This is a genomic window from Synechococcus sp. MIT S9451 (assembly GCF_047304725.1).
Taxonomy (GTDB): Bacteria; Cyanobacteriota; Cyanobacteriia; order PCC-6307; family Cyanobiaceae; genus Synechococcus_C.
Genome location: NZ_CP138971.1, coordinates 1282711 through 1306592, shown reverse-complemented (window position 1 = coordinate 1306592; position 23882 = coordinate 1282711). Strand labels below are relative to the sequence as shown.

The 23882-nt window shown below is 60.8% G+C and carries 28 protein-coding genes and 2 tRNA genes; 17 read left to right on the top strand and 13 right to left on the bottom strand.

Annotated elements, in window-relative coordinates:
* Positions 1-14 precede the first annotated feature (14 nt).
* A tRNA-Arg gene (locus tag SIB72_RS06580) sits at positions 15-88 on the bottom strand.
* Positions 89-191: 103 nt separating this feature from the next.
* On the opposite strand from SIB72_RS06580, the gene recF reads away from it, so the two are divergent.
* Together recF and speD are read left to right on the top strand one after the other, a co-directional pair.
* Positions 192-1289, top strand: coding sequence for a DNA replication/repair protein RecF (recF, locus tag SIB72_RS06575; protein ID WP_244281673.1), 1098 nt, complete (start codon positions 192-194; stop codon positions 1287-1289).
* Between the two features lie 29 nt (positions 1290-1318).
* Positions 1319-1807: an adenosylmethionine decarboxylase gene (gene speD / locus SIB72_RS06570; RefSeq protein ID WP_115121396.1), complete on the top strand. Its 489-nt coding sequence runs from the start codon at positions 1319-1321 to the stop codon at positions 1805-1807.
* A 62-nt stretch (positions 1808-1869) separates the two neighbouring features.
* Here the strand turns inward: speD and SIB72_RS06565 are convergent, their stop codons facing one another.
* Both SIB72_RS06565 and larE read right to left on the bottom strand, forming a co-directional pair.
* Positions 1870-3264 carry a glutamate decarboxylase gene (locus tag SIB72_RS06565; protein WP_115121306.1) on the bottom strand — a complete coding sequence of 465 codons (1395 nt, stop codon included), beginning with the start codon at positions 3262-3264 and terminating at the stop codon, positions 1870-1872.
* An 82-nt stretch (positions 3265-3346) separates the two neighbouring features.
* Positions 3347-4222 carry an ATP-dependent sacrificial sulfur transferase LarE gene (gene larE / locus SIB72_RS06560; RefSeq protein ID WP_413745017.1) on the bottom strand — a complete coding sequence of 292 codons (876 nt, stop codon included), beginning with the start codon at positions 4220-4222 and terminating at the stop codon, positions 3347-3349.
* 108 nt (positions 4223-4330) lie between these two features.
* On the opposite strand from larE, the gene SIB72_RS06555 reads away from it, so the two are divergent.
* Entirely contained in the window at positions 4331-5488 is a 1158-nt protein-coding gene (locus tag SIB72_RS06555) for a cob(I)yrinic acid a,c-diamide adenosyltransferase (protein WP_115121305.1), read from the top strand.
* Between the two features lie 40 nt (positions 5489-5528).
* Here the strand turns inward: SIB72_RS06555 and moeB are convergent, their stop codons facing one another.
* Complete coding sequence (moeB, locus tag SIB72_RS06550; protein WP_413745016.1) at positions 5529-6701, bottom strand: molybdopterin-synthase adenylyltransferase MoeB; 1173 nt, start codon at positions 6699-6701, stop codon at positions 5529-5531.
* A 24-nt stretch (positions 6702-6725) separates the two neighbouring features.
* Positions 6726-7238: a M67 family metallopeptidase gene (locus tag SIB72_RS06545; protein WP_413745015.1), complete on the bottom strand. Its 513-nt coding sequence runs from the start codon at positions 7236-7238 to the stop codon at positions 6726-6728.
* A gap of 20 nt (positions 7239-7258) precedes the next feature.
* Here SIB72_RS06545 and SIB72_RS06540 point away from each other — a divergent pair, with 20 nt between their 5' ends.
* Positions 7259-7648 carry a CAAD domain-containing protein gene (locus SIB72_RS06540; RefSeq protein WP_115019230.1) on the top strand — a complete coding sequence of 130 codons (390 nt, stop codon included), beginning with the start codon at positions 7259-7261 and terminating at the stop codon, positions 7646-7648.
* Position 7649: 1 nt separating this feature from the next.
* Here the strand turns inward: SIB72_RS06540 and SIB72_RS06535 are convergent, their stop codons facing one another.
* On the bottom strand, positions 7650-8561 hold the full coding sequence (locus tag SIB72_RS06535; protein ID WP_413745014.1) for a fructosamine kinase family protein: 912 nt from the start codon (positions 8559-8561) through the stop codon (positions 7650-7652).
* A 6-nt stretch (positions 8562-8567) separates the two neighbouring features.
* On the opposite strand from SIB72_RS06535, the gene crtD reads away from it, so the two are divergent.
* On the top strand, positions 8568-10088 hold the full coding sequence (crtD, locus tag SIB72_RS06530; RefSeq protein WP_413745013.1) for a C-3',4' desaturase CrtD: 1521 nt from the start codon (positions 8568-8570) through the stop codon (positions 10086-10088).
* A gap of 43 nt (positions 10089-10131) precedes the next feature.
* Here crtD and SIB72_RS06525 read toward each other — a convergent pair whose 3' ends face one another.
* Positions 10132-11004: a prephenate/arogenate dehydrogenase gene (locus SIB72_RS06525; protein WP_413745061.1), complete on the bottom strand. Its 873-nt coding sequence runs from the start codon at positions 11002-11004 to the stop codon at positions 10132-10134.
* Positions 11005-11086: 82 nt separating this feature from the next.
* Here SIB72_RS06525 and SIB72_RS06520 point away from each other — a divergent pair, with 82 nt between their 5' ends.
* The 3 genes from SIB72_RS06520 (at position 11087) to SIB72_RS06510 (ending at position 13335) form a co-directional block, all read left to right on the top strand.
* A complete protein-coding gene (locus SIB72_RS06520) occupies positions 11087-12535 on the top strand; it encodes a helicase (protein ID WP_115121300.1) in 1449 nt (482 codons plus the stop codon).
* A gap of 64 nt (positions 12536-12599) precedes the next feature.
* A complete protein-coding gene (locus SIB72_RS06515) occupies positions 12600-12839 on the top strand; it encodes a DUF2839 domain-containing protein (RefSeq protein WP_115121299.1) in 240 nt (79 codons plus the stop codon).
* Between the two features lie 121 nt (positions 12840-12960).
* Positions 12961-13335 (top strand): DUF1815 family protein, encoded by a 375-nt coding sequence (locus SIB72_RS06510; RefSeq protein ID WP_413745012.1) that lies wholly within the window; start codon positions 12961-12963, stop codon positions 13333-13335.
* 43 nt (positions 13336-13378) lie between these two features.
* Here SIB72_RS06510 and recA read toward each other — a convergent pair whose 3' ends face one another.
* The 6 genes from recA to SIB72_RS06480 form a co-directional block, all read right to left on the bottom strand.
* On the bottom strand, positions 13379-14539 hold the full coding sequence (gene recA, locus SIB72_RS06505) for a recombinase RecA (protein WP_413745011.1): 1161 nt from the start codon (positions 14537-14539) through the stop codon (positions 13379-13381).
* A 152-nt stretch (positions 14540-14691) separates the two neighbouring features.
* Positions 14692-15468 (bottom strand): HAD family hydrolase, encoded by a 777-nt coding sequence (locus tag SIB72_RS06500; protein ID WP_413745010.1) that lies wholly within the window; start codon positions 15466-15468, stop codon positions 14692-14694.
* A 16-nt stretch (positions 15469-15484) separates the two neighbouring features.
* Positions 15485-15556 (bottom strand) — tRNA-Gln (locus tag SIB72_RS06495).
* A 104-nt stretch (positions 15557-15660) separates the two neighbouring features.
* Positions 15661-17313: an AAA family ATPase gene (locus SIB72_RS06490; RefSeq protein ID WP_413745009.1), complete on the bottom strand. Its 1653-nt coding sequence runs from the start codon at positions 17311-17313 to the stop codon at positions 15661-15663.
* Positions 17314-17349: 36 nt separating this feature from the next.
* Positions 17350-18384: an LdpA C-terminal domain-containing domain gene (locus tag SIB72_RS06485; RefSeq protein ID WP_413745008.1), complete on the bottom strand. Its 1035-nt coding sequence runs from the start codon at positions 18382-18384 to the stop codon at positions 17350-17352.
* Between the two features lie 48 nt (positions 18385-18432).
* Complete coding sequence (locus tag SIB72_RS06480) at positions 18433-18894, bottom strand: NAD(P)H-quinone oxidoreductase subunit N (RefSeq protein WP_115019249.1); 462 nt, start codon at positions 18892-18894, stop codon at positions 18433-18435.
* A 381-nt stretch (positions 18895-19275) separates the two neighbouring features.
* Here SIB72_RS06480 and rplC point away from each other — a divergent pair, with 381 nt between their 5' ends.
* The 9 genes from rplC to rpmC are packed head-to-tail and all read left to right on the top strand — an operon-like array spanning position 19276 to position 23878.
* A complete protein-coding gene (rplC, locus tag SIB72_RS06475) occupies positions 19276-19932 on the top strand; it encodes a 50S ribosomal protein L3 (protein ID WP_115121295.1) in 657 nt (218 codons plus the stop codon).
* Positions 19932-20567 (top strand): 50S ribosomal protein L4, encoded by a 636-nt coding sequence (rplD, locus tag SIB72_RS06470; protein WP_115019251.1) that lies wholly within the window; start codon positions 19932-19934, stop codon positions 20565-20567. The genes rplC and rplD overlap by 1 nt, the downstream gene beginning before the upstream one ends.
* The gene (locus tag SIB72_RS06465) at positions 20560-20862 is read left to right on the top strand and encodes a 50S ribosomal protein L23 (protein WP_115019253.1); all 303 of its coding nucleotides are present in this window, start codon (positions 20560-20562) and stop codon (positions 20860-20862) included. The genes rplD and SIB72_RS06465 overlap by 8 nt, the downstream gene beginning before the upstream one ends.
* A gap of 15 nt (positions 20863-20877) precedes the next feature.
* A complete protein-coding gene (rplB, locus tag SIB72_RS06460; RefSeq protein WP_115019256.1) occupies positions 20878-21741 on the top strand; it encodes a 50S ribosomal protein L2 in 864 nt (287 codons plus the stop codon).
* Between the two features lie 35 nt (positions 21742-21776).
* Entirely contained in the window at positions 21777-22052 is a 276-nt protein-coding gene (gene rpsS, locus SIB72_RS06455; RefSeq protein WP_115019258.1) for a 30S ribosomal protein S19, read from the top strand.
* Between the two features lie 4 nt (positions 22053-22056).
* Positions 22057-22422, top strand: coding sequence for a 50S ribosomal protein L22 (gene rplV / locus SIB72_RS06450; RefSeq protein ID WP_115019260.1), 366 nt, complete (start codon positions 22057-22059; stop codon positions 22420-22422).
* Between the two features lie 19 nt (positions 22423-22441).
* Positions 22442-23173, top strand: coding sequence for a 30S ribosomal protein S3 (gene rpsC, locus SIB72_RS06445; protein ID WP_115019262.1), 732 nt, complete (start codon positions 22442-22444; stop codon positions 23171-23173).
* 16 nt (positions 23174-23189) lie between these two features.
* Positions 23190-23666, top strand: coding sequence for a 50S ribosomal protein L16 (gene rplP / locus SIB72_RS06440; RefSeq protein WP_413745007.1), 477 nt, complete (start codon positions 23190-23192; stop codon positions 23664-23666).
* A 2-nt stretch (positions 23667-23668) separates the two neighbouring features.
* Positions 23669-23878, top strand: a complete 210-nt coding sequence (rpmC, locus tag SIB72_RS06435; protein WP_115019265.1) for a 50S ribosomal protein L29 — start codon at positions 23669-23671, stop codon at positions 23876-23878.
* Positions 23879-23882: the final 4 nt, after the last annotated feature.

Below are 23882 nucleotides of genomic sequence, written 5' to 3'. Positions count from 1 at the left end.
GTGGAGCCTGATCACGAGCATGGCAGGACTCGAACCTGCGACCCTCAGAACCGGAATCTGATGCTCTATCCAACTGAGCTACATGCCCACACCGGCTGAAGCCGCTGCATCGAGTCGATCCGCGAATCGCTCCGATCCAGGTACCTTAGCGACACGTCGCAACAGGACCGATTCGGCTTCTCCAGCTGGAACTGCATGGTTTCCGCAATTACAGCCATCTACAGCTGGAGATCGATGCACCACGCCTGCTGGTCATCGGCCGCAATGGGGTGGGCAAATCCAACCTGCTCGAATCGGTGGAGCTGCTCGCCAGCCTGCGCTCCCATCGTTCCAGTCAGGATCAGGATCTCATCCACTGGGACGCCTCGGAGGCGCGGCTGCGGGCCCGCACAGCCGACCAGGATGAGCTGGAGCTGCAGCTGAGGCGACGGGGCGGTCGCGAGGCCAAGCGCAATGGCAAGACGCTGGAACGCCAACTCGATCTGATCGGTCCCCTCCGCTGCGTGGGTTTCAGCGCCCTTGACCTCCATCTCGTGCGCGGCGAACCGGCCCTGAGACGCCAATGGCTCGATCGAGTGGTGCTCCAGCTCGAACCGGTCTATTCCGACCTGATCAGCCGTTACAACAGGCTGCTACGCCAACGAGCTCAGCTCTGGAGACAGAGCCGTGGCAAGGCATCGACCGAACGAGACACTCTCTTAGACACTTTCGACGTGCAGATGGCCCTGGTGAGCACCCGCATCCACCGCCGTCGCCGCCGGGCCCTGGCCCGACTGGAACCACTCGCCAGCCGCTGGCAAGACCATCTCAGCCAGGGTCGTGAACAGCTCACGCTGCGCTATCAACCGGGGAGCGTCCTTGAGGGCGAAGAGGAGGAGAGCACCTGGAGCCTGGCGATCAGCCAGCAGCTCAGACAGCAACGCAACGAGGAAGAACGCCTGGGCAGCTGCCGGGTCGGTCCACAGCGCGATGAAATCGGCCTCAACCTGAACGGCAGCCCAGCTCGCCGGTTTGGATCCGCCGGCCAACAGCGCACCCTTGTACTCGCCCTCAAACTGGCGGAACTGGAACTGGTGGGAGAACTGTGGGGACAGCCGCCGCTTCTGCTACTTGATGACGTGCTTGCAGAACTCGATCGAGAACGCCAGCTCACTCTGCTCGATGCGGTGGGTGATCGCCATCAGTGCCTTGTGAGCGCCACGCACCTCGAGGCCTTTGAGGGGCGTTGGTGCAAGCAGTCACAGGTGCTCGATGCCAGCGACTTGAATCCTGAAGCAAATGTGAGGTAGGTTCGCAAACTCTTTTGGTGTTGAGCCTGATGAAGCAGACCCTGTCTTGCCTGCATCCCAACCCGGGATGGGGCAGTGGCGAATCCCCTTCAGCCCTCAGTTCCCCAACGCCCAGTGCCACCGAGATGGTGGGCAAACACTGCATTCTCGAGCTTTACGACTGCGACCACGCCAAGCTCGACGACGAAGCCTTCCTCAGGGACACCATCACCACTGCAGCAAAAAGTGCTGGTGCCACCCTGCTCAACCTGATCACCCATCGGTTCGAACCGCAGGGCGTGACGGGGCTAGCCCTTCTGGCTGAATCCCACATCTCCATTCACACATGGCCTGAAAACGGCTATGCGGCTGTTGATGTCTTCACCTGCGGCGACCACACCATGCCGGAGCGTGCCTGCGATGTTCTGTGCTGTGGTCTTGAAGCCCAGCGTTACCAACTCAAGAGCTTCCTGCGGGAAACCCCTGCGGCCGTGGCCCACACCCCTCGTGATCCCCAGATGATCGCCGCTGCTGCCTAAGCCCTGAAACGATGGCCACCATCCCCATGGCCAGAGCCTTCTTGCCATGGGGATGGTGCGAATCACAGATGGTTGTAGGAGGCGGCTTCTGAGGCATCAAGATTGCTTGTGATCGGATGCTTCTGGAAATGCTCCAGTGCCACGCGGATATCACCAAGCAGCAAATCAGCCATCTCCCTGGTGAAATCACGCTTGACCAGGATGCGCTGGAAGGCCTGATTCTGGAACGTGCCGGTGAATGGATAGGCAGGGACCTGCCAACCGCGTAGGCGCAGTCGATCCGCCAAGTCGTAAAGGTTGAAACCTGGATTGGAGTGATCTTCGAGAGTCCAGACCACGGTTGGGATTCCTTGATCAGGAGAACCATCGTGAATGATCTTGAAGAGACCGAATTGGCGTAACTGCTCGGCCACATACATCGCATTGGTGTGGCTTGCCTGATGCAGCATCCGATAGCCCTCGTGGCCAAGGCGCACGAACTCGTGATATTGGGCAATCACCTGACCCGCAGGCCTGGAGAAATTGATCTGGAAGGTCGGCATGTCCCCTCCCAGATAGCTCACATGAAACACCAATTCATCGGGAAGATCCTCGGGCGAGCGCCAGATCACCCAGCCCACGCCAAGGGGGGCCAGCCCGAATTTGTGCCCCGAGGCATTAATCGACTTCACCCGTTCCAGACGGAAATCCCAGGGCGCTAGATCAGGGGCGCAGAAGGGGGCGAGGAATCCCCCGCTAGCTGCATCCACATGGATCGGGATATCGGTGCCGGTGCGGGCTTGATAAGCATCGAGGGCGTCGCTGATCGCAGCAACGTTTTCGTAAAGACCGTGGTAAGTCACCCCAAGGGTGGGGACCACAAAGATCGTGTTGTCGTCCACCGCCTCAAGAACCCGCTCTGGCGTGATGCACATCTCGCCGGGACGCATCTCCAGCTCACGCATCTCGATGTCCCAATAGCGGGCAAACTTCTTCCAGCAGATCTGCACACTGCCGCAGACCATGTTGGGCTTGTCCGTCGACAAACCCTGATCCCGGCGCCGTTGGCGCCAGCGCCACTTCGCCGCCATGCCACCAAGCATGGAGGCTTCACTACTGCCAATTGTCGAACAGCCGATTGCCTCCCCGGGTGCATTCCAGAGGTCAGCCATCATCGACACACAGCGCCTTTCCACCTCTGCGGTCTGGGGATATTCATCTTTATCGATCAGGTTCTTATCGACACCCAGTGCCATCAGTTCCATCGCACTGGCTGACTGATAGGTCTGGCAGAAGGTGGCCAGATTCTGTTTGCTATTTCCATCAAGAAGCAACTCCTGCTTGAGGAGCTGCGCGGTGGTGTCGTCAGAGCGTCCGCCAACGGGGAAGCGATCCTTAGGCAGCGGCGCCACCATGGCATCCACGAGCGCCTGCTCTTCACTGTCGAGCAGATGATGCCTGGAGCGATGAATGCCCATGAATCCGATGCCTCTATCGGGGAAGGTATTCACACCTGCGCAAACCGGCCGTCAGCCGTCACCGCATCGGAGCACTCACCAATCAGCCACGGTTGAGCTTGCCACTGATCAAGCCCTCCAGGTCGAGGCTGACTGCAGTAAATCCGAGGGCAAGAAAGGTCTCCACCAGCGTCTCGCGCTCGTTGTGCAGCGCCAGATCTGCGATGCGATTGGCCGGCACCTCGATACGGGCCGAGAGGCCCTGACTGCGGACCCTGACGTCGGAGAAGCCACGTTCGATCAACCAGGCTTCAGCCTGAGCGACCCTGTTCAACCGCTCAGCACTGATCACTTCGCCATAAGGGAAACGAGATGCCAAACAGGGCTGGGCCGGTTTGTCCCACCAGGGAAAGCCCAGCGCCTTGGAGAAAGCGCGCACCTGAGCCTTGCTGATCCCCAAATCAGCCAAGGGTGAACACACCCCTGCCTCCTGAGCAGCCCGGATCCCTGGCCGATGATCACTGAGGTCATCGGCATTCACTCCATCGATGACCTGGGCTCCATCGGCATTGGCGGCAAGAGGCCCAAGATGATGATGAAGCTCCCGCTTGCAGGCGTAGCAGCGATCAGTGGGGTTGTTGCTGTAATCGGGGTCCGCCAATTCCTGAGTGCGCACTTCCTTGTGCTGGATACCCAGCCAGGCGGCCTGCAGACGAGCCTCCCGGAGGAGATGGGGGGCTAGAGCGGGCGACACACCAGTGATGGCAAGGGCATCAGCGCCCAACTGTTCCTGAGCAATCGCCGCCACCAGAGCGCTATCAACGCCACCGGAATAGGCGACACAGACCCGACCCCATCGACGAATCTGGTCCCGAAGGGATTCCAGCTGACGCTGGTCAGCCTCCCCAAGGGGCTCGAGCTGAGGGAAGAGCCGAGAGGGCAATCGCAACGCCTGCTTCGCCGGGCGCACTTCGGTCACAGCCTCCTCAAATTCCCTGCTTGTACCACGCTAATGCGAACCGAGACACAACTGAAAAGGCCGCATCGCATGCACACTCACTAAGCTCCGAGGGCGTCCGGTCGGTTCATGGCAGGGAATCGAAGACCAGCCGTCGGAATCGTCACTGCAGCCGACAGTCGCGAGCGCAGTCACGGTCAGCTGCACATTTACGACGGTGAAGGCAAAGGCAAAAGCCAGGCAGCACTTGGCGTCGTGCTGCGCACGATTGGTCTGGGAATCTGCGAACAACGCCGCACCAGAGTGCTGCTGCTGCGCTTCCTCAAAGGACCAGGCCGTGCTTACGACGAAGACGCAGCGATTGAAGCCCTGCAGCAAGGTTTCCCTCACCTGATCGACCAGGTGCGCACGGGCCGGGGCGAACATTTCGGCCCAGAAGACGTCACCCGCTTCGACCGCCAGGAAGCGCAAAGGGGATGGGATATCGCCAAGGGAGCCATCGCCAGTGCTCTCTACTCAGTGGTGGTGCTCGATGAGCTCAATCCTGTTCTGGATCTCGGCCTGCTCGACATCGAGGACGTACTGCGCAGCCTCAAAGCGAGGCCTGAGGGGATGGAGATCATCGTCACCGGACGAGCTGCACCACGCCCCTTGGTCCAAATAGCGGATCTGCATTCAGAGATGCGCGCCCATCGCCGCCCTGACCCTGATGCAAGCAACGAGCAATTCGATGCCCAGGGGGCGATCGAGATTTACACCGGAGAAGGCAAGGGCAAATCCACCAGCGCCCTCGGCAAAGCACTCCAGGCCATCGGTCGTGGCATCAGTCAAGACAAGAGCCACCGGGTTCTGATCCTGCAATGGCTCAAGGGAGGCAGTGGTTACACCGAAGACGCAGCCATCGCCGCGCTTCGGGAGAGCTACCCCCACCTGGTAGACCATCTCCGCTCCGGACGGGACGCGATTGTCTGGCGCGGTCAACAAGAACCGATCGACTACGTGGAAGCAGAACGAGCCTGGGAAATTGCCCGAGCAGCCATCTCCAGTGGGCTCTACAAAACCGTGATCCTCGATGAACTCAACCCCAGTGTTGATCTCGAACTCCTCCCAGTCGAGCCAATCATGCAGACCCTGCTACGCAAACCAGCAGAAACCGAGGTGATCATCACGGGACGATGCAAGAATTCCCCGGCCTACTTCGATCTGGCCAGCGTGCACTCCGAGATGGTGTGCCATAAGCACTACGCCGAACAGGGAGTCGACCTCAAGCGAGGAGTCGACTACTGAGCATGAGCATCACGATCCATCCCAGATCTGACAGCAAGCTTCAATAACGAGGAACGCCAGGATCAATCTGCTGCGACCAGGCATCGATCCCGCCTTCAACGTTGATGGCTCCGATGCCATGGCCAGCCAAAGCCTGGACCGCCTTGGCAGAGCGCCCACCCATTTTGCAGTGCACGAAGAGCGGCTTATCGGCGGAAAGAGCACGAATTCGTTCCACGGCTTCGCCGCTTTCGATCGTTGCCAGAGGGATCAGTTCCGCACCGGGGATCACGGCCACCTCCGCCTCCGGCGGATTACGCACATCCACCAACACCAAAGCCTCGCCTGCATCAAGTCGTTGCTTGAGCTCCTGAACGCTCACGCTATCCATGCCTTCCATGTCCTCCAGAACCGATCCGACGCCACTGGCGCCGCAGAACGCTTCGTAGTCAATCAGCCGATCGATCACCGGCCTCTCAGGAATGGGCTTCAAACGGAATTCACGGAACCGCATGGCCAACCCATCCACCACGAGAAGCCTCCCGTCCAGAGGTTGACCGATGCCGGTGATCACCTTGATCGCCTCGGTGGCCTGCAGTAAACCGATCAATCCCGGCATCACCCCGAGGACACCCCCTTGCGCACATGAGGGCACAAGACCCGGCGGCGGGGGTTCGGGCACCAAATCGCGGTAATCCGGACTGGAAGCGGTGAGGTTGAACACACTCACCTGACCTTCAAATCCCTGCACAGAGCCATAGATGCATGGCTTGCCTAACAACACACAGGCGTCATTGATCAGATATCGACTCGGGAAGTTATCGGTGCCATCACAAATCAGGTCGTAAGGGCGAAACAGCTCAAGGGCATTGGTCGACGTGAGCCTCGTGTTGTAGGTCTCCACCCTGGAAAAAGGGTTGAGATCGTTGATCCGGGCACGCGCGGAGACAACCTTGTCCTCGCCCACGGTGGACGTGCCGTGGATCACCTGACGCTGAAGGTTGGAGTGATCCACCACATCGAAATCAACGATGCCGATACGCCCAACCCCTGCAGCCGCCAGGTAGAGCAGCAACGGTGATCCAAGGCCACCGCTGCCGACACACAGCACCGATGCAGCCTTCAGGTGCCTCTGGCCTTCAATCCCAAGCTCAGGCAGGCTGAGATGACGGGCATAACGGGCCCTCTCTTCCGCACTGATGTCAGCGGTGTGATCCGCAGAATCGCCTGACACAGATGAACAACGAGAACGACAGCCTTAGTCAGTGTGTGCCACAGCGCCAGCCTCGGGCTCGAGCCACCAGGCGCGAAAGGAGTGATCTTTGGCCATGATCACCATCAACGAAGGCTCATAAAGCCAGCGGCGATCAGTGAGCGACGGGATGGCCTCACCGCCAGGGTGGGAGTGTGCGCTGCCAAGCACCTGACATCCGCAATGGCGCCCCCAGCGCTGGGCATGAAGCTGCTCCCGCGGATCGATTGCGAAACGGTTGTGGAGACTGGGTGCAGCCTGCGTTGACGGGTCTTCAGGGGCGCCATGCCACTGATCCGCCAGCTCGGGCAATCCCTCCAGACCTGAACGCCAGACGTTGCAGCAGGGCCACACCGCTCTGACGTTCCAACCCTGATCGCTGCGGTCTCCTAGCAGCAGGGCACATCCCTCGCGAGGGAAAGCGGAGACGAGCGTGCGGCGAAGAATGATCAGGACATCGGAATCGAATGCCAGCAGCCATGGCGTTTCGACAGAATGACCGATACGCTCAACGAACATTTTGCAGCTGCACCGGGCTCATGAGTGAGGACACCACTGCGGTCAAGGACCCCACGTCAACCGAAACCATGCCTGACAGCGACTCCAACCCCACCACTGAAACGATCAACTTCACCGAGCGCTACAGCGAAGTGCTGGGCAAGGTGAATGAAACCCTCGACCAAGTGGATTGGAGTCAAGTCGGCCGAATTGGCAAGGTGGTCGGCATCTTGGCAGCTGTGATTGTTGCTCAAATTCTGATCAAAGGAATCCTAGACACGATCAACTTGCTGCCAGTGGTGCCAGGTCTTCTCGAGCTCCTGGGTGTCGTTGTCGTCGGCCAATGGAGCTGGAATAACCTCACAACCAGCGACAAGCGTTCCGCTTTGGTGAATCGTGTTCAAACGCTTCGCCAGGAATACCTCGGCTGATTCAATCGAATCGCTGTTTCAACAGGCGGATGGATTGGCGGCACTGCTGCCGATAACCACCGCCAAAAAGATTGGCGTGATTGAGCAGGTGATACAGGTTGTAGACCTCGATCCGGTCTGAGGCCCCGAATGCCAGGGGCCATTCCTGCTCATAAGCCGAATAAAAGCCCTGGCTGAATCCACCGAAGAGATGGGTCATCGCCAGATCCACCTCACGATCAGCCCACCAGCTGGCTGGATCAATCAAGGCACCGCGGCCATCAGCCAAGACGGCGGCATTTCCACCCCAGAGGTCTCCATGGACAAGCGATGGGGCTGGGCTGTGCTCTTCCAGCACCTGCGTGAGCACCTCCAGCCATGGCTTGGAAGGGAGCTCCAAGCCCCAGGCTTGAGCGAGCCGGAGCTGCGGGCACAATCGCAGCTGCACGAATGCCTCCCCCCAGCTGTCACGCCAGCCTCCTGGTTGCGGACCCAAGCCGATATAGCCATCACTGGACCAGCCATAACGGCCAGGACCCCGCTGCATCGAATGCCGATGCAGCTTGGCCAGCCCCCGACCAAGGGCCTCCTGATCGCCACCCGTCTGGTCCAGCCAAGGCAACACCAACAGTGCCTGACTGGCTTCGGCACGAAGCAGGGCCAAGGGCTTCGGCACCATCAAATCGCGAGGATCTGCAGCGGCATTCAAGGCCTGAAGGCCCAGCCTTTCCGCCTCCAACATTGCCTCTGTGCCCTGCTTGGCAAAGAGCACCTTGCCGTCCGAGAACTGAAGCTGCCAGGCGGACTGGCTGCAACCACCACCGAGGGAACGGCAATCCTCGAGGCGTGCTCCGCCCATGAGAGAGGACTTCTGACGGAGAATCTGTTCCAGTTCTGCCCGCATCCACGGCACCAGGCCCTGCACTGCCAGCATGGCCCGATGGAGCCTGAACAGGACGTCATCGTGATTGGCGGTGGCATCGCCGGACTGACTGCCGCCGCATTACTCGCCCACGAAAACATCAACGTGACCCTGCTGGAGGCCCATCACCAGCTCGGGGGATGCGCCGGCACATTCCGGCGAGGACCGTATACGTTTGATGTTGGCGCCACCCAGGTCGCAGGCTTGGAACCGGGCGGAAGCCATGCCCGCATCTTTAGACACCTCGGGCTTGTCCCACCGGCTGCCGAGCAGCTCGATCCCGGCTGTGTTGTGGATCTGGCCGATGGCAGTGCGCCGATCCACCTCTGGCATGACCCAGACCGTTGGCATCAAGAACGTGCCCATCAATTCCCAGGCTCCGAGCGGTTCTGGGCTCTCTGCTCCTGGCTGCATCAACAGAACTGGGCCTTTGCCGGGCATGACCCCGTGCTGCCAGTGCGCAACGGCTGGGATCTTCAACGCACCCTCAAGGCGATCGGACTCGGCACCTTGGCTAGCAGCCCATTCAGTCTGATGAGCGTCGCAGACCTGCTTCGTCTCTGCGGCTGCGCAGACCAGCCGCGGCTGCGACGTTTTCTAGATTTACAGCTGCGGCTGTACTCCCAGGAGCCCAGCGAGCGAACGGCCGCTCTCTATGGCGCCACCGTGCTGCAAATGGTTCAGGCACCGCTGGGGCTCTGGCATCTCCACGGCTCGATGCAGGTGCTGAGTGAACTGCTCGCGAGCGCCATTCGCCGCGACGGAGGAGAGGTCAGCCTGAAGCGGCGTGTGACCCGACTGGAACGAACCAAGACCAATCACTGGATTGTTCACGGACAAGAGCGCAATGGCACCCGTCACCACTGGCGCTGCCAAGAGCTGATCTGCAGCTTGCCTCCCCAGTGCCTCCCCGCGCTGGTCACCCAAGGCGACAGCCAAAGATCGGCACTGCCCGCGCACTACGGAAACCGACTGCAGAGCCTGCAGGCCCCAAGCGGAGCACTGGTGCTTTACGGAGCCCTGGATCGCAGCCTGCTGCCGCACGATTGTCCTCTCCATCTCCAGCGCGATGGAGAGGATCCTGGTTCCCTGTTCGTCTCTGTCAGCCGCGACGGAGATGGGCGAGCCCCGAGCGGACAAGCCACCCTGATCGCCAGCGTGTTCACCGATCCACGCCAGTGGGCGGAGCTATCGGAGCCAGAACACCAGAAACGCAAGCGCAAGACCTTAGACACCATGCGCAGCACCCTGGAGAGCTGGCTCGGCATTCCCACCCAGGGGTGGAATCACCTTGAGCTGTCGACGCCAAGAGCCTTTGCCCACTGGACCGGACGGCCTCAGGGCATCGTGGGAGGCCTGGGCCAGCACCCCCACCATTTCGGCCCGTTCGGGCTAGCCAGCCGCACACCGGTTCCAGGTCTATGGCTTTGCGGAGACTCCATCTATCCCGGGGAAGGGACCGCCGGAGTGAGCCTCTCAGCCCTGATGGCATGCCAGCAACTGATGGCGCGCCGTGGCAGCTCACTCACGCTTGGATAAGCAGAATCGACAAGCCAACAGCGACAAACAACCTCTCCAACAGCTAGAGGAACTCGGGTCGTTGGCTCTGCGTCTGCCTGAGCACACTCTCAAGCTGATCCCAGTTCCCTTCCAGAATCGTCTCTTCCAGCTGCTCCAAGCTCCAGCGATAAGCGGCCAATCCCCTGAGGACTGCCGCCGTGTTGCTGGCCGCCATCGCCGTACCTAACTGCGGATTACCACCACCAACCCGGGTGGTATCGGCAAAACCGCTGGAGGCCAGCTGGCGAGCCAACGCCAACACCGCTGGATCCCGCTCAGAACCGACGGCCTGCAAGAGAGCGGCACTCACCAGCACAGGCACATGGGAGATCAGCGCCACAGCCTGGTCGTGGCGGTCTGCCTCCGTGACCAAACAATGACTACCCACCGCTGTGGCCAACGACTCCACCATTGCCAGTGCTTGGGGATCGGTCCCAGCCTCAGGAGTGACCACCCATGGACGCCCTCGAAACAAATCCCTCAGCCCTGCTTCGACGCCAGCCTCCGCGGTACCAGCCATGGGATGACTAGCGACGAAACGCGGGTGCAGCGAGCGCCAAGTCGCCAGCACCGCTCCCTTCACCGAGCCCACATCCGTCACCACCGCCTCCCGGGGCAAAGCCGAGATCAGAGCAGCATCAGGGTCAAGAAGCCGATTCAACGGCAGCGCCAGAATCACCAATTCAGAGCCCGCAAGCGCTTGCGGGTCGGTACTCACCTCCTGCACAAGGCCACGTTCGAGAGCCCGATCAGCGGTGCATTGACGATGGGCAATGCCCCTCACACGACAACCAAGAGCCTGAAGATCTAGGCCAAGCGAGCCACCGATCAACCCAAGCCCCACCACTCCCACAGTCGTGGGCAATCCAGCCAGGGCGACCTTCTCGCGCTGCATTCCCACCCGATCGACTCGCCCCATGTTGATCGACGGTCAAGCGCACACCAACGCCCATGAGGGGGCCAATTAGGCTCTGCAGATGCTGGAAGCGCGTGCCCATCAGCAGCTCAAGCACCTGCTCCAGCAGGACCGCTCCTCCTGGCCCCATCACCTCACCCTCAGCCGCCTGATGGCACGGGGACTGCGACGCAGGGATTCGGCCTTGTTTCAACTTGCCCCAAGCAGCCAGGAGCACTGGTGGCTTGGTGTTCTCGTACCTCTATGCCTGCAGAGCCGGCGGGCGGTGCTGGTCCTCGAAGAGCCCCAGAAACGACGACTGCTGGAGGTGGAACGGCCACGCCTGCTGGAGGCTGGCCTCAAACTCGCCTGTTGGACAGCCGAGACCCCACCGACAGGAGATCAAGTCTGGGTTCTTTCCACAGCTGGTTTGGTGCGAGCCCACCAGCAAGGACTGCTGATGCCTGACCACCAACTGGTCGTGCCAGAAGGACAACACTTCAGCCAGCGTCTTCGCAACGCACTCTCAACGGAGATCGGCCCCAGTGACTGGGAACGGCTACGCCAGGCCCATCCTTGCGCGGATGCCGCGCTACTTGAGCTGCACGAACGCATCAGTCGCCGCGTGTTCGCGCAGGCCACCCGCAACGATGCTCAGGTGCGCCTCGATGGCAGCGCACTGTTGGCCCTGCGGGATCTGGTAGGCCTGCTGGGCCCCTTACCCGACCCCTGGACGGAACTCATCCGCGCCCGAGAAGACCAGTGGGTGAGTTGGGCCTCTTTGGACCATCGTCTGCTGCAGTGGCGCTGGCATCTGGAGGTGCTCGAACCTTTGCAAGAGCTCCGTGAGCTCATTGAGCACCAACCAGCGCTGCTGCTCAGTGGAAGCGGCCAGGCAGACCCACTCCAGCAAGAATTAACGGCCGCCGGACTCAATCTGGATGTGGTCGTGCATCTGCGCGAACCCTCACTGTTGGAACCATTGCCTCTGTTTGCCCCACGTCGCCAGCCGCTGCCCAATACCGAAGTGTTCTCAGAGCACTTGCTGGATCAGGCGCGTCGATTAATCCTCGGTCGATCCGGACTGACCGTGGTGCTGCTCAACGATGACGGCATGCGCCAGCGGCTGACCAGCGAACTGGCGGGTGAATTTGGCAGTCGGGTGATCCACGAGGCCACGAGCCCTGAAAGCAACGGCGTGATCTGCTGCCGCTGGGACTGGTGGTTACAACACCAGGATCAACTGCCGCTTCCTGAGCAGCTGATTCTGGCCCTCCTCCCGCTGGCCAGTTTGGAGTCACCACTCACCGCTGCGCGCGTGGAAGCACTGAAACGCCAGGGACGCGACTGGTTCCGCGAACTTCTACTGCCAGAAGCCCTCCTGCAACTGGCACCAGCCGTGGCTCCTCTGCGCCGCAACGGTGGCCGCCTGGCCATCCTTGATGGTCGGGTGAGGGGACGGAGCTGGGGGGAACAGGTGCTGACGGCCCTTCAACCCTGGACCCCTCTGCAGCGCCTGCTCCCCCAATGAGCCCATCCGAGAACAAACCACAATCACACCCCTAGGCTGCTGCCTATCCAGAGCACTGCTCCGCATGGGAGAAGCCCGCCGCCGCGCCAGCCAGGGGATGCCGCCCCGAACGCCGAAACCCGCCAACGGGTCATCGGAACGGGTCGTCTCCTGGCTCCCCCTCACCAAGCAACAAACCAGTCAGTTCATGGCCATCACAACCCGTGGGGCCTGGATCGGCATCGGCTCTTTGGTGGTGTTCTGGGTCGTCGTGCGTTTCATCGGTCCAGCCGCAGGTTGGTGGAGCCTGGCTGATACACGTTGATTGAAGTCGCAACGACGACGGCGACTCCTGCAGAGACAACAGGCCTGTCCGCAGGCCCACACATCCGCCACGAATCTAAAGGAAACATTTAAAATGCTTGAGGTCCCGTGGCCTCAAACGCATGTTTCATCGCCTGGCCCAGCAGTACCGCTCTGTCGTGCATGACCTGGTCATGAGTCTTCAGGCTCTGGCCAGCAGTCTGAAGACATCCGGGATGACCGCCTCCTGCTACGTCTGCGACGACGGAGGCGAAGAGCATGGCGCCTCATTCGTGGCCGACCTGGGTGATCAACACATGGTCAGATTCCTGGTCTCCGATTACGGCATCAGCTGGGTTGAATCCCGCAATGGGCGCGAACTCGTGAAACTCGAAGGCGCCGAGGCCATTCAAGAGCTGGAGCGCCTTTCGCAGTTCCTACAAGGACTCAGCAAGGGCAGCAATGAACTTGCTGCCAAAGCCGAGACCAACAAACAAGCAGCTCTGCCCCCTGACTGATCCCCATATCGATCAGCTTGCTACGACCTCAGCGCAGCACCCCTTAGGCCGCAGCTGATGCAGCCTTGGGATCGTCGACCTTTTTATCGGCGGTAGCTGCAGCTGCATTGCCCTTGGCAGCCGCCGTGCGCGCAGCCGCTGCAAGAGGTCGCATCGAGTTGGAGGTCACTTCTGAGCCATCGGTGAGCTTCTGACGCACCAACACCTCGATCGTCTCCTTGGCTTCGGGGTTCTGCTCGAGCCAGCCGATGGTGTTGTCGCGACCCTGACCGATGTTGTCGCCTTCGTAGCTGTACCAGGCCCCTTTGCGGATCACCACACCGGTTTCTTCAGCGAGATCCAACAAGCAACCAAGGGTGCTGATGCCACGGCCGAACAGGATGTCAAATTCTGCGATCCGGAACGGGGGCGCCACCTTGTTTTTGGCCACCTTGACCTTGGCCCGGATGCCGTATTCCTCGGTACCGCGCTTCAGGGTCTGAATGCGACGAATATCAAGCCGCACTGACGCATAGAACTTGAGAGCGTTACCACCAGTCGTGGTCTCCGGATTGCCATAGGTGACCCCAATCTTCAGGCGCAACTGATTGAGGAAAATCACCGTGCAACCAGACTTGCCAATGTTGCCAGTGATCTTGCGCATCGCCTGGCTCATTAAACGAGCCTGACTCCCCACAGCCAAATCACCCATTTCCCCTTCGATCTCAGCGCGGGGAGTCAGAGCTGCCACAGAGTCGACCACGACGATATCCACCGCGGCCGAACGCACCAGCTGATCCACGATCTCCAACGCCATCTCACCGGTGTCGGGCTGGGAGACGAGAAGATTCTCGATGTCGACGCCTAGCGACGCGGCATACACCGGATCGAGGGCGTGCTCAGCATCCACAAAGGCAGCCACACCACCCCGACGCTGCACTTCAGCGATCGCATGCAACGTCAGCGTGGTCTTACCAGAACTCTCCGGGCCGTAAACCTCCACCACACGCCCTTTGGGATAACCGCCACCCAGAGCGAGATCGAGAGTGAGGGCACCAGTCGAGATGGTTTCAACCCGCATTCGGGAGGCATCCCCAAGGCGCATGATCGATCCCTTGCCAAAATTGCGCTCGATCTGACCAAGCACAAGGTTCAGGGCTTTATCGCGCTCACCGGGGCGAGCATCGGATCCGGAGGACTGGGCGGCTTTCACGTCAACTGGCATGGCAGAAAAAACTAAGGGGTGGAAGGGCGTTACAGGCCGCAGACCAGGACGGCGCAAAAAGCGCTGCAACTGAACCACTAGGCACTGAACAGACCATCCAGTGCCCAAGACGCAGTCGATCGTCCCATGTAGTACAGATGTACGTTAACGAATCAAGTCCAGTCCGCCAAGGGGGCAGCGAACTGCGTCAGTCCCAACAGCTGAACGCCTTGGGGCAGGGCCTGACGATCAGACGGACGCAAATAGCCCCACTCGGCAAGGAAACAGGGAAGAGACCTCAGCCCCGGAGTCGCCAGCACCGTCTCGAGCGTGGCCAGGCGATCCTCGACAAAACCACACAGCGATTGCTCAGCGATCAATCGCAGCAATACATCAGGTTTTGAACCGGCTTCATGGCCGAACAGCAGCGCAGGCTGGAGATCAAATGCGTCCAACAATTCGGCGGTAAAGGCCCGCCCCTTGGTAGTGAGAACAGCCCAGTCGATACCCTCAGAAGCGAGGGATCGCAACCGTTGGGGGACTCCGGCAAAGGGCCGATGACGATTGAGCCAGGTGGAACGATCCTCCGCCATAGCCGAGTGCCTGACATGCTCGAGAGCCTCCTGCAATTGCTGAGGCGACCAGTCCCTGGCCTCGAGAGCCTGACGACAGTGCTCCGAATAGGCAGCAACAAAAGCATCCACACCGATGCGCTGCAGCAGACCGTCGCGCTCCTGCAGCAGCGACGCCATCAGCACCATCTCCCAGCCATGGTGAATCCAGGGGCGAAGCTGTCTGAAGCCATCAGGCACCCGATTCGGGACCTGGTGCCGCATGCCGTCAGCAGCACTCAATCTCAGGCAGGCCAGACAAGCACTCCACCAGTACTCCTCCATACCGTCGACGATCACACCGTCGAAGTCGAAGACCAACAAAGGACGGTTGGACACCGAAAAGAACTGAAAACTGGGCCGCTAGGATTCGAACCTAGGAATGGCGAGACCAAAACCCGCTGCCTTACCACTTGGCGACGGCCCAACGCGCGCAATCTGCATTCCCGAAGGTCTGCTGACTGGTGCCTGAATAGTTACCCACATTGGAGTGGCCTTCGTCAATCCATTGTTCCGGAGGTCAACAGTGGCTCAGGGTGGGAACACTCGGAGCCGCCTCTGTTCCGCCTGACCGAAGACGTCGCTACGCAAGCGATAACGCTCCACTAAATCCGCCTGCATCCGGCGGACCTCCTCCGTACGGGGGAGAAGCTCCACGGGTCGACCCAAGGGCACCACCACCTGCTCGACAGCGAGACGGCATTCCTCTAGAGCAGCAAAGGCATCCGCACGATCATCACTGGAAGTAGGCAGAGCCTCTTCCGTTCGGCGTGCCAGCAGACGCTCCAGTGCACGCTCCACCTGCGGCAGGGTATCGGCCTTAATCACAAGAATGGGCACCCGAGCCTCGCGGGCCTGACGCCGCAAGCCTGGTTGCCGCCCTAACCCCTGTCGAATACTGAGCACCACATCGGCCTCGACGAGGTCCTCCACCAGCCGAACAGGCCAGTCGTGACGTCGCGTGGCCTCCTCGATCAGACGAGGATTCAACCCGCAACAGAGCACCTGCAGTCCGTCCCAGCCATCACTCGGCCCATCCTGAGGCCCCTCGGCCTGACCCTCGCCAACCGAACTGATGGGATCGGGCAGCGGCACCACAGCCAGCGGTGGCTTCACCCCTGACCACCGCGAGGGCGGTCGCTGCGGATCGCGGGGGCGACGCGGCCCGTCGCCGACAGGCGCTCCCTCAACAAGCCGAACCGTGCCATCAGACTCGAGCTCCCGCAGCTGAGCCCTGGGTTGATGCCCCCTCAGCAGAAGATCCACCGTGGCGCCCACATCAGGATGTACCGCCCAGCGATGACGCTGATGCATTTCCACCGCCAACGGAAACGTTGGCTCAGCGGCACGTTCCAACACCGTTTTTTGGCTGCGCCGCCGCCGTGCCTCATCATCACCAAGCGTGACCGACTCAATACCACCAACCAGATCACAAAGGGTGGGGTTCTTGATCAGGTTGGCCAATGCGTTGCCATGCGCCGTAGCCACCAGCATCACGCCACGCTCAGCAATCGTGCGTGCCGCCTGGGCCTCGAGTTCTGTGCCGATCTCATCGATCACAATCACCTCGGGCATGTGGTTCTCCACCGCCTCGATCATCACCTGATGCTGAAGCTCGGGGCGGGCCACCTGCATGCGCCGAGCCCGGCCGATCGCCGGATGGGGGATGTCACCGTCGCCGGCAATCTCATTGCTGGTGTCGATCACCACCACCCGCTTACCGAATTCATCAGCAAGAACCCTGGCGATCTCACGCAGCGCTGTGGTCTTGCCCACCCCCGGGCGACCCATCAGCAGGAGCGACTCACCGCTATCGAGCAGATCGCGCACCATCGCGACAGTGCCGAACACAGCACGGCCGACGCGGCAAGTGAGGCCCACCACATCACCGCAACGGCTTCGGATCGCACTGATGCGATGGAGGGTTCGTTCAATACCGGCACGATTATCGGCACCGAACCGTCCCAGTCTTTCAACGGTGGCCTGAAGCGCATCTCGACTGAGACAACCATCGCCCAGGGGCATCGAACGGCCTGGGTAGCGGGCTTCCGGCACACGACCAAGATCCAAGACCACTTCCAGCAGCTCATCCCTGGACTCGGAGGACGCCAATGCTTGCTGCACATCTGCTGGCAACAGCATCAGCAAACGATCGAGGTCGTCAGTGATGTGCTCGGTGGTCATCTGCCAACCCTTCGACCCAGAGGCGTTGACCGCCTTCTAGCAGGGAGAACGGCCATAACGAGTCTGCAACCAGGGATTGACCAGTGTTTTGGCCTTACTGAGGGCCTGAGCCCAGCCCTCTGGCCAATCGACCAGATGCTGGCCCCGCTCCAACGCCGCCTGAAGCCAAGGCTGAACCAAAGCCCTGGCTTGGCCTCCGAACGCAACGCCAGCGGGACGAAAGGCCTGAGCTGACGAAGTCTCCAGCAACAGGTCCAACGTGCTGGCATTGGTTCCACCAGCCAGCTGAAGAGGGCCGGGAGGCGCAAGCGGCCGTATGTGCTGCCAAAGCTGAATAGCGGCACGGGCAGTGCCCCTCCCCACATCACCGCTCATCGGCCTGCCATCAAGCTGCCAAAGCGGACGCAGACCATGGCGACGCAACACGCCAAAACGCTGCCAGAGCTCCCTCGCAAGATCAGGCGCCGTCAGCCCGTGTCCCTCCAGTCCGCAACTCACTGCCAGACGCTGTAGAGGAACCTGGGCATTGACCAGCGCCTGGACGGCATCGGAGAAGGTCTTGCCTCGACCAGGTGCTGTATGCACCTCGACGGCATCGGGATGAAGCGCCCTTAAGAGCGGCACAAGATCCTCAAGACTCTGACGATGCTCAGAGGCTTGGATCAAGCCAAGTGGACAGGCCGGAAGGCAGCGACCACAGCCATAGCAGCGAGACGCTTCGACCCCTCCACAACCAGCCTCCAAAAATTCTGGCGCAGCAGGGATGGCATCAGCGGGGCAGACGCGAGCACAGGGTCTAGGGCAGTCGCTCGGACAGAGCTTGGGGTCGAATTGAGCCTTGCGGAAATGGGCGTCACTGCCGTCACTGATGCTCACCATCAACCAGACCGGTGGAGCGCCATGGTCGCGAGCCCAGGCCAGACCGGAACGGGCGGCGCGTACAACAGCTGCATCGGCCGCCACATCCACACAATGCACCCCTGCACAGGCATAAAGAGCGCAGAGGTCGGCGATACCAGGCAAATCCTGATTACTGGCACCGCAAATGAGCTTCACCCATTGCCCTGACATCAAGGCCGTTTCAGCGCGAGAGCGCGGCTGGGGGTGCACTGGAAAGGCTCAGGCCTCCAGATAGCTGGCCATGGACTGCCAACGCAGGCTGCGGGCCCCACCCATTTCGACAACGACCTTCAACCTGGGCTCACGACGGCAGAGCTCACAGAGCGATAGCAACTCTGATCGGCAGAGCACCTGCCCCTCGAGAAGCCACAAAGCCAAAGGTTTTGCCCCGAGAAGCCGTTCGCCAAGAATCGGCATCACCTCCTGCACCTCGCCAACGGCAGCACCTCGTCCGACGCTCTGATGGCCGAGGTGGGGAGGACGGATACCGTGCTTCTCAAACAGGAAGACTTCAACATCACCGAGACCGCGTGCGGAGGTCATATAGGTGTTGTATCCAGCCCCTCGTAGACGGCGAAGCAACCGTGTTTCCGCACCGCCTTCCAAAGGAACGTGAATGGCCATGCATCCTGCAGCCTCCAGCTCACGGCGGAAACCCCGTCCTGAGAGGAGCAGCGGCATGGAACGAACACGGCTGAAACGGAGTCTGGCAGTCGAAGGGCCCATTGGAGAGGGGGGTGGGCTGTGGTGTAGTGTTTTTGTTTGCTCCGTGACTCTGTGCCCGTCCGCTAGCCGGGCCTCCAGATCGCGAAGCAGATTCAGCGATTGCGCTGGATCTCTAGGCCAGAGCAGTTGAGGGTTTCACCCAAAGCTGCCGGGAAACTGACCGACCACGTCGGACAAGTCCCAGCCCGCTGATTCGCTCGCTAGCTCCATTCCGGATTCTTCGCCTCAACTTGAGGTGTCACGGCATCCGGCCATGACTGCGTTATCACGATCAGCACCCAAACCCCCGTTCATTTCATGAATGGAGGGCGTCCACGCTGGCGTTCTTACCTCCCCATGTCCATCGGCATCCTTGGGAAGAAACTGGGTATGTCCCAGTTCTTCGACGAGCAAGGTAAATCCGTCCCGGTCACCCTGATCGAGGCTGGTCCTTGCCGCATCACCCAACTCAAATCATCTGAAACCGACGGCTATTCCGCCGTACAGATCGGCTTCGGCGACACTCGCGAGAAGTTGATCAACAGGCCAGAAAAAGGCCATCTCGCCAAATCTGGCGAGGGGCTTCTCCGCCACCTCAGCGAATACCGCGTCGACGACTTAAGCGGTTTCGAACTGGGCAACAAAGTCACCGTTGGTGATTTTGAAGCCGGTCAGAAGGTGGACGTGAGCGGCGACACCATGGGTCGCGGCTTCTCTGGCTACCAGAAGCGTCACGGCTTCAGCCGCGGTCCGATGACCCACGGTTCTAAGAACCACCGCGAACCCGGCTCAACCGGCGCAGGCACCACGCCCGGCCGCATTTATCCCGGCAAGCGCATGGCTGGTCGCTACGGCGGCAAGAAAATCACCACTCGCGGTCTCACCATCCTCAAGGTGGACAGCGACCGCAACCTTCTGGTGGTGAAGGGATCTGTTCCCGGAAAGCCGGGCTCCCTACTCAACATCCGCCCCGCGAACCGGGTGGGTGCCAAGCCTTCCAAAGGAGGTAAGTGATGGCTAACTGTGTAGTCCGCGACTGGCAGGGCAAAGAAGCTGGCAGTGCCAGCCTTGACCTGAAGGTGGCAAAGGAAGCCACGGCAAACGACCTGATGCATCGCGCTGTCCTGCGCCAGCAGGCCCACAGCCGTCAAGGCACCGCCAGCACCCTGACCCGAGCTGAGGTTCGCGGTGGTGGCCGCAAGCCCTACAAACAAAAAGGAACGGGTCGGGCCCGTCAGGGTTCGATTCGCACACCACTGCGTCCTGGTGGCGGCATCGTCTTCGGACCGAAGCCCCGCTCCTACAACCTGGCGATGAACCGCAAGGAGCGTCGTCTCGCCCTTCGCACAGCCCTCATGGCCCGTGTGGAAGATCTGGTTGTGGTGAAGGACTTCGGCACCAACCTCGAAGCTCCCAAGACCCGAGAAATCACCGATGCTCTGGGGCGCCTCGGCATCGCTGCCGACACCAAGATCCTGATCATCCTCACCAACCCCTCCGAGGTCGTGCGCCGTTCGGTACGCAATCTCGAGAAGGTGAAGCTGATCTCTGCTGATCAACTCAACGTCTTCGATCTGCTGAACGCCAACAGCCTCGTGGTCGGGGAGACCGCACTCGCAACGATTCAGGAGGTCTATAGCGATGACTGAGCGCTTCACTGGACGACTGGCCGATGTGATCCGTAGACCGTTGATCACTGAGAAAGCCACCCGTGCACTGGAACTGAACCAGTACACCTTTGAGGTCGATCACCGAGCTGCCAAACCCGACATCAAGGCCGCCATTGAGCAGCTGTTCGATGTCAAGGTCACCGGCATCAGCACCATGAACCCGCCCCGACGCTCCCGTCGCGTTGGTCGCTTCGCCGGCAAGCGTGCCCAGGTGAAGAAGGCAGTGGTGCGTCTTGCCGAAGGCAGCTCCATCCAACTCTTCCCTGAGTCCTGAGGGGTCTGAAACGTCATGGCAATCCGTACATTCCGCCCCTACACCCCCGGAACCCGCACCCGGGTGGTCACCGACTTCAGTGAAGTCACCGGCCGCAAGCCGGAACGCTCCCTGGTGGTGGCCAAACACCGCCGCAAGGGTCGCAACAACCGCGGTGTGATCACCTGCCGTCATCGCGGCGGTGGCCACAAGCGCCTCTATCGACTGGTGGATTTCCGCCGCAACAAACACGGCGTCACCGCCAAGGTTGCAGCAATCCACTACGACCCCCACCGCAACGCCCGTCTCGCCCTGCTGTTCTATGCAGACGGCGAAAAGCGCTACATCCTTGCGCCTGCTGGTATCACCGTTGGCCAGACCGTGGTCTCCGGCCCAGAGTCTCCGATTGAGACCGGCAATGCTTTGCCTCTGTCTTCGATCCCATTGGGCTCGAGCGTTCATTGCGTTGAGCTTTATGCCGGCCGGGGTGGCCAGATGGTGCGTACCGCTGGTGCGAGTGCCCAGGTGATGGCGAAGGAGGGTGACTATGTCGCTCTCAAGCTTCCCTCCACTGAGGTGCGTCTCATCCGCCGCGAGTGCTACGCCACCCTCGGTGAAGTCGGCAACTCCGAGATCCGCAACACCAGCCTGGGTAAAGCCGGCCGTCGCCGCTGGCTTGGACGTCGCCCTCAGGTCCGAGGCAGTGTGATGAACCCTTGTGATCACCCTCACGGTGGTGGTGAGGGTCGCGCACCGATCGGCCGATCAGGTCCTGTCACCCCTTGGGGCAAACCCGCCCTCGGTCTGAAGACCCGTAAGCGGAACAAGCCCAGCAACAAGTTCGTCCTCCGCAAGCGTCGCAAGACCTCCAAGCGGAGCCGTGGCGGACGCGATTCCTGATGCAACTCACCGTTCTGCCGTTCGCTTAATCCGCCATGGGACGTTCACTCAAAAAAGGCCCGTTTATTGCAGACAGCCTGCTTCGCAAGGTTGAAAAGCAAAACGCCGCTGATGACAAATCCGTCATCAAGACCTGGTCAAGGGCCTCCACCATCCTGCCGATGATGATCGGCCACACCATTGCCGTTCACAACGGCAAAAGCCACGTGCCGGTCTTTGTGACCGAGCAAATGGTGGGTCACAAACTGGGCGAATTCGCCCCCACCCGCACCTTCAAGGGCCACATCAAAGACAAGAAAGGAGGCCGCTGAGACCATGACCACGTCATCCCCGACAGCCCCCATCGCCCAGGCCCACGGTCGCTTCATCCGCGGCTCAGTGTCCAAGGTGCGGCGGGTCCTCGATCAGATCAGAGGTCGCACCTATCGCGATGCCTTGATCATGCTCGAGTTCATGCCCTACCGCTCCACCGGCCCGATCACGAAAGTGCTCCGGTCTGCTGTCGCCAATGCTGAGCACAACCTGGGGATGGATCCGTCCTCCCTGGTGATCACGAACGCCACAGCGGACATGGGTCCTTCCATGAAGCGGTATCGGCCCCGCGCCCAAGGTCGCGCCTTCGCGATCAAAAAACAGACCTGCCACATCAGCATTGCTGTGGCAGCCCAGACCGACTCCTGACCCCCGAGTACACCGACTGATGGGACACAAAATCCATCCAACCGGCTTACGCCTGGGGATCACCCAGGAGCACCGGTCCCGCTGGTATGCCTCCAGCAAGAACTATCCGTCTCTTCTTCAAGAAGATGACCGGATCCGCAAATTCATCCACAAGAAATACGGCTCCGCCGGCATCAGCGATGTGCTGATCGCCCGCAAAGCTGATCAACTTGAGGTTGAACTCAAAACAGCACGTCCCGGCGTGCTGGTTGGTCGCCAGGGCAGCGGCATTGAGGAGCTGCGCAGCGGCATCCAGAAAACCGTCGGAGATTCGAGCCGTCAGGTCAGGATCAATGTCGTTGAAGTCGAGCGGGTCGATGCCGATGCATTTCTGCTTGCTGAGTACATCGCTCAGCAATTGGAAAAGCGAGTGGCCTTCCGCCGCACGATCCGCATGGCCGTCCAACGGGCCCAGCGCGCTGGCGTGCTCGGCCTGAAGATCCAGGTAAGCGGCCGTCTCAACGGTGCTGAAATCGCCCGCACCGAGTGGACCCGTGAAGGTCGTGTTCCCTTGCATACCCTTCGCGCAGACATCGATTACGCCACCAAGGTGGCCAGCACCACCTACGGGGTGTTGGGCATCAAGGTCTGGGTGTTCAAAGGCGAAGTGCTGGGTGATGAAGCCCCGCAACAACTGCCAGTGGGGGCCACCCCACGGCGCCGGGCCGGTCGCAGGCCCCAACAGTTCGAAGACCGCTCCAACGAGGGTTGAACAGGAGGCCTGAACCATGCTGAGTCCAAAACGCGTCAAATTCCGCAAGCAGCAGCGCGGCCGCATGCGCGGCGTCGCTACCCGTGGCAACACCATTGCCTTCGGTCAATTCGCACTGCAAGCCCAGGAGTGCGGCTGGATCACCTCGCGTCAGATCGAGGCCAGCCGTCGTGCCATGACCCGCTATGTCAAGCGGGGCGGCAAAATCTGGATCCGAATCTTCCCAGACAAACCGGTCACCATGCGTCCTGCTGAAACCCGTATGGGTTCCGGTAAGGGCAACCCAGAATTCTGGGTGGCGGTGATCAAGCCTGGACGGGTTCTGTTCGAAATGGGCGGTGAGGAAATCACTCCCCAAATCGCACGGGAGGCCATGCGCCTTGCGCAGTACAAGCTTCCTGTGAAGACCAAGTTCATCACCCTGGAAGACCAGGAGACAGCCGCACAAGGCAGCGATGCCAAGGCTGCGTCCACCGCAACTGTGGAGGCCTGACCATGGCACGCCCCAATGCTTCCGAAATGCGTCAGCTCTCTGACGCAGAGATCAATGAACAGATCGACGGTCTCCGCCGCGAGCTGTTCGACCTGCGCTTCCAGCAGGCCACACGGCAACTCGCCAACACGCACCGCTTCAAGGAAAGCCGCATCAAGCTGGCCCAACTGCTGACGGTGCAATCGGAGCGTCAAAGCTCCACTGCTTCCTGATCCC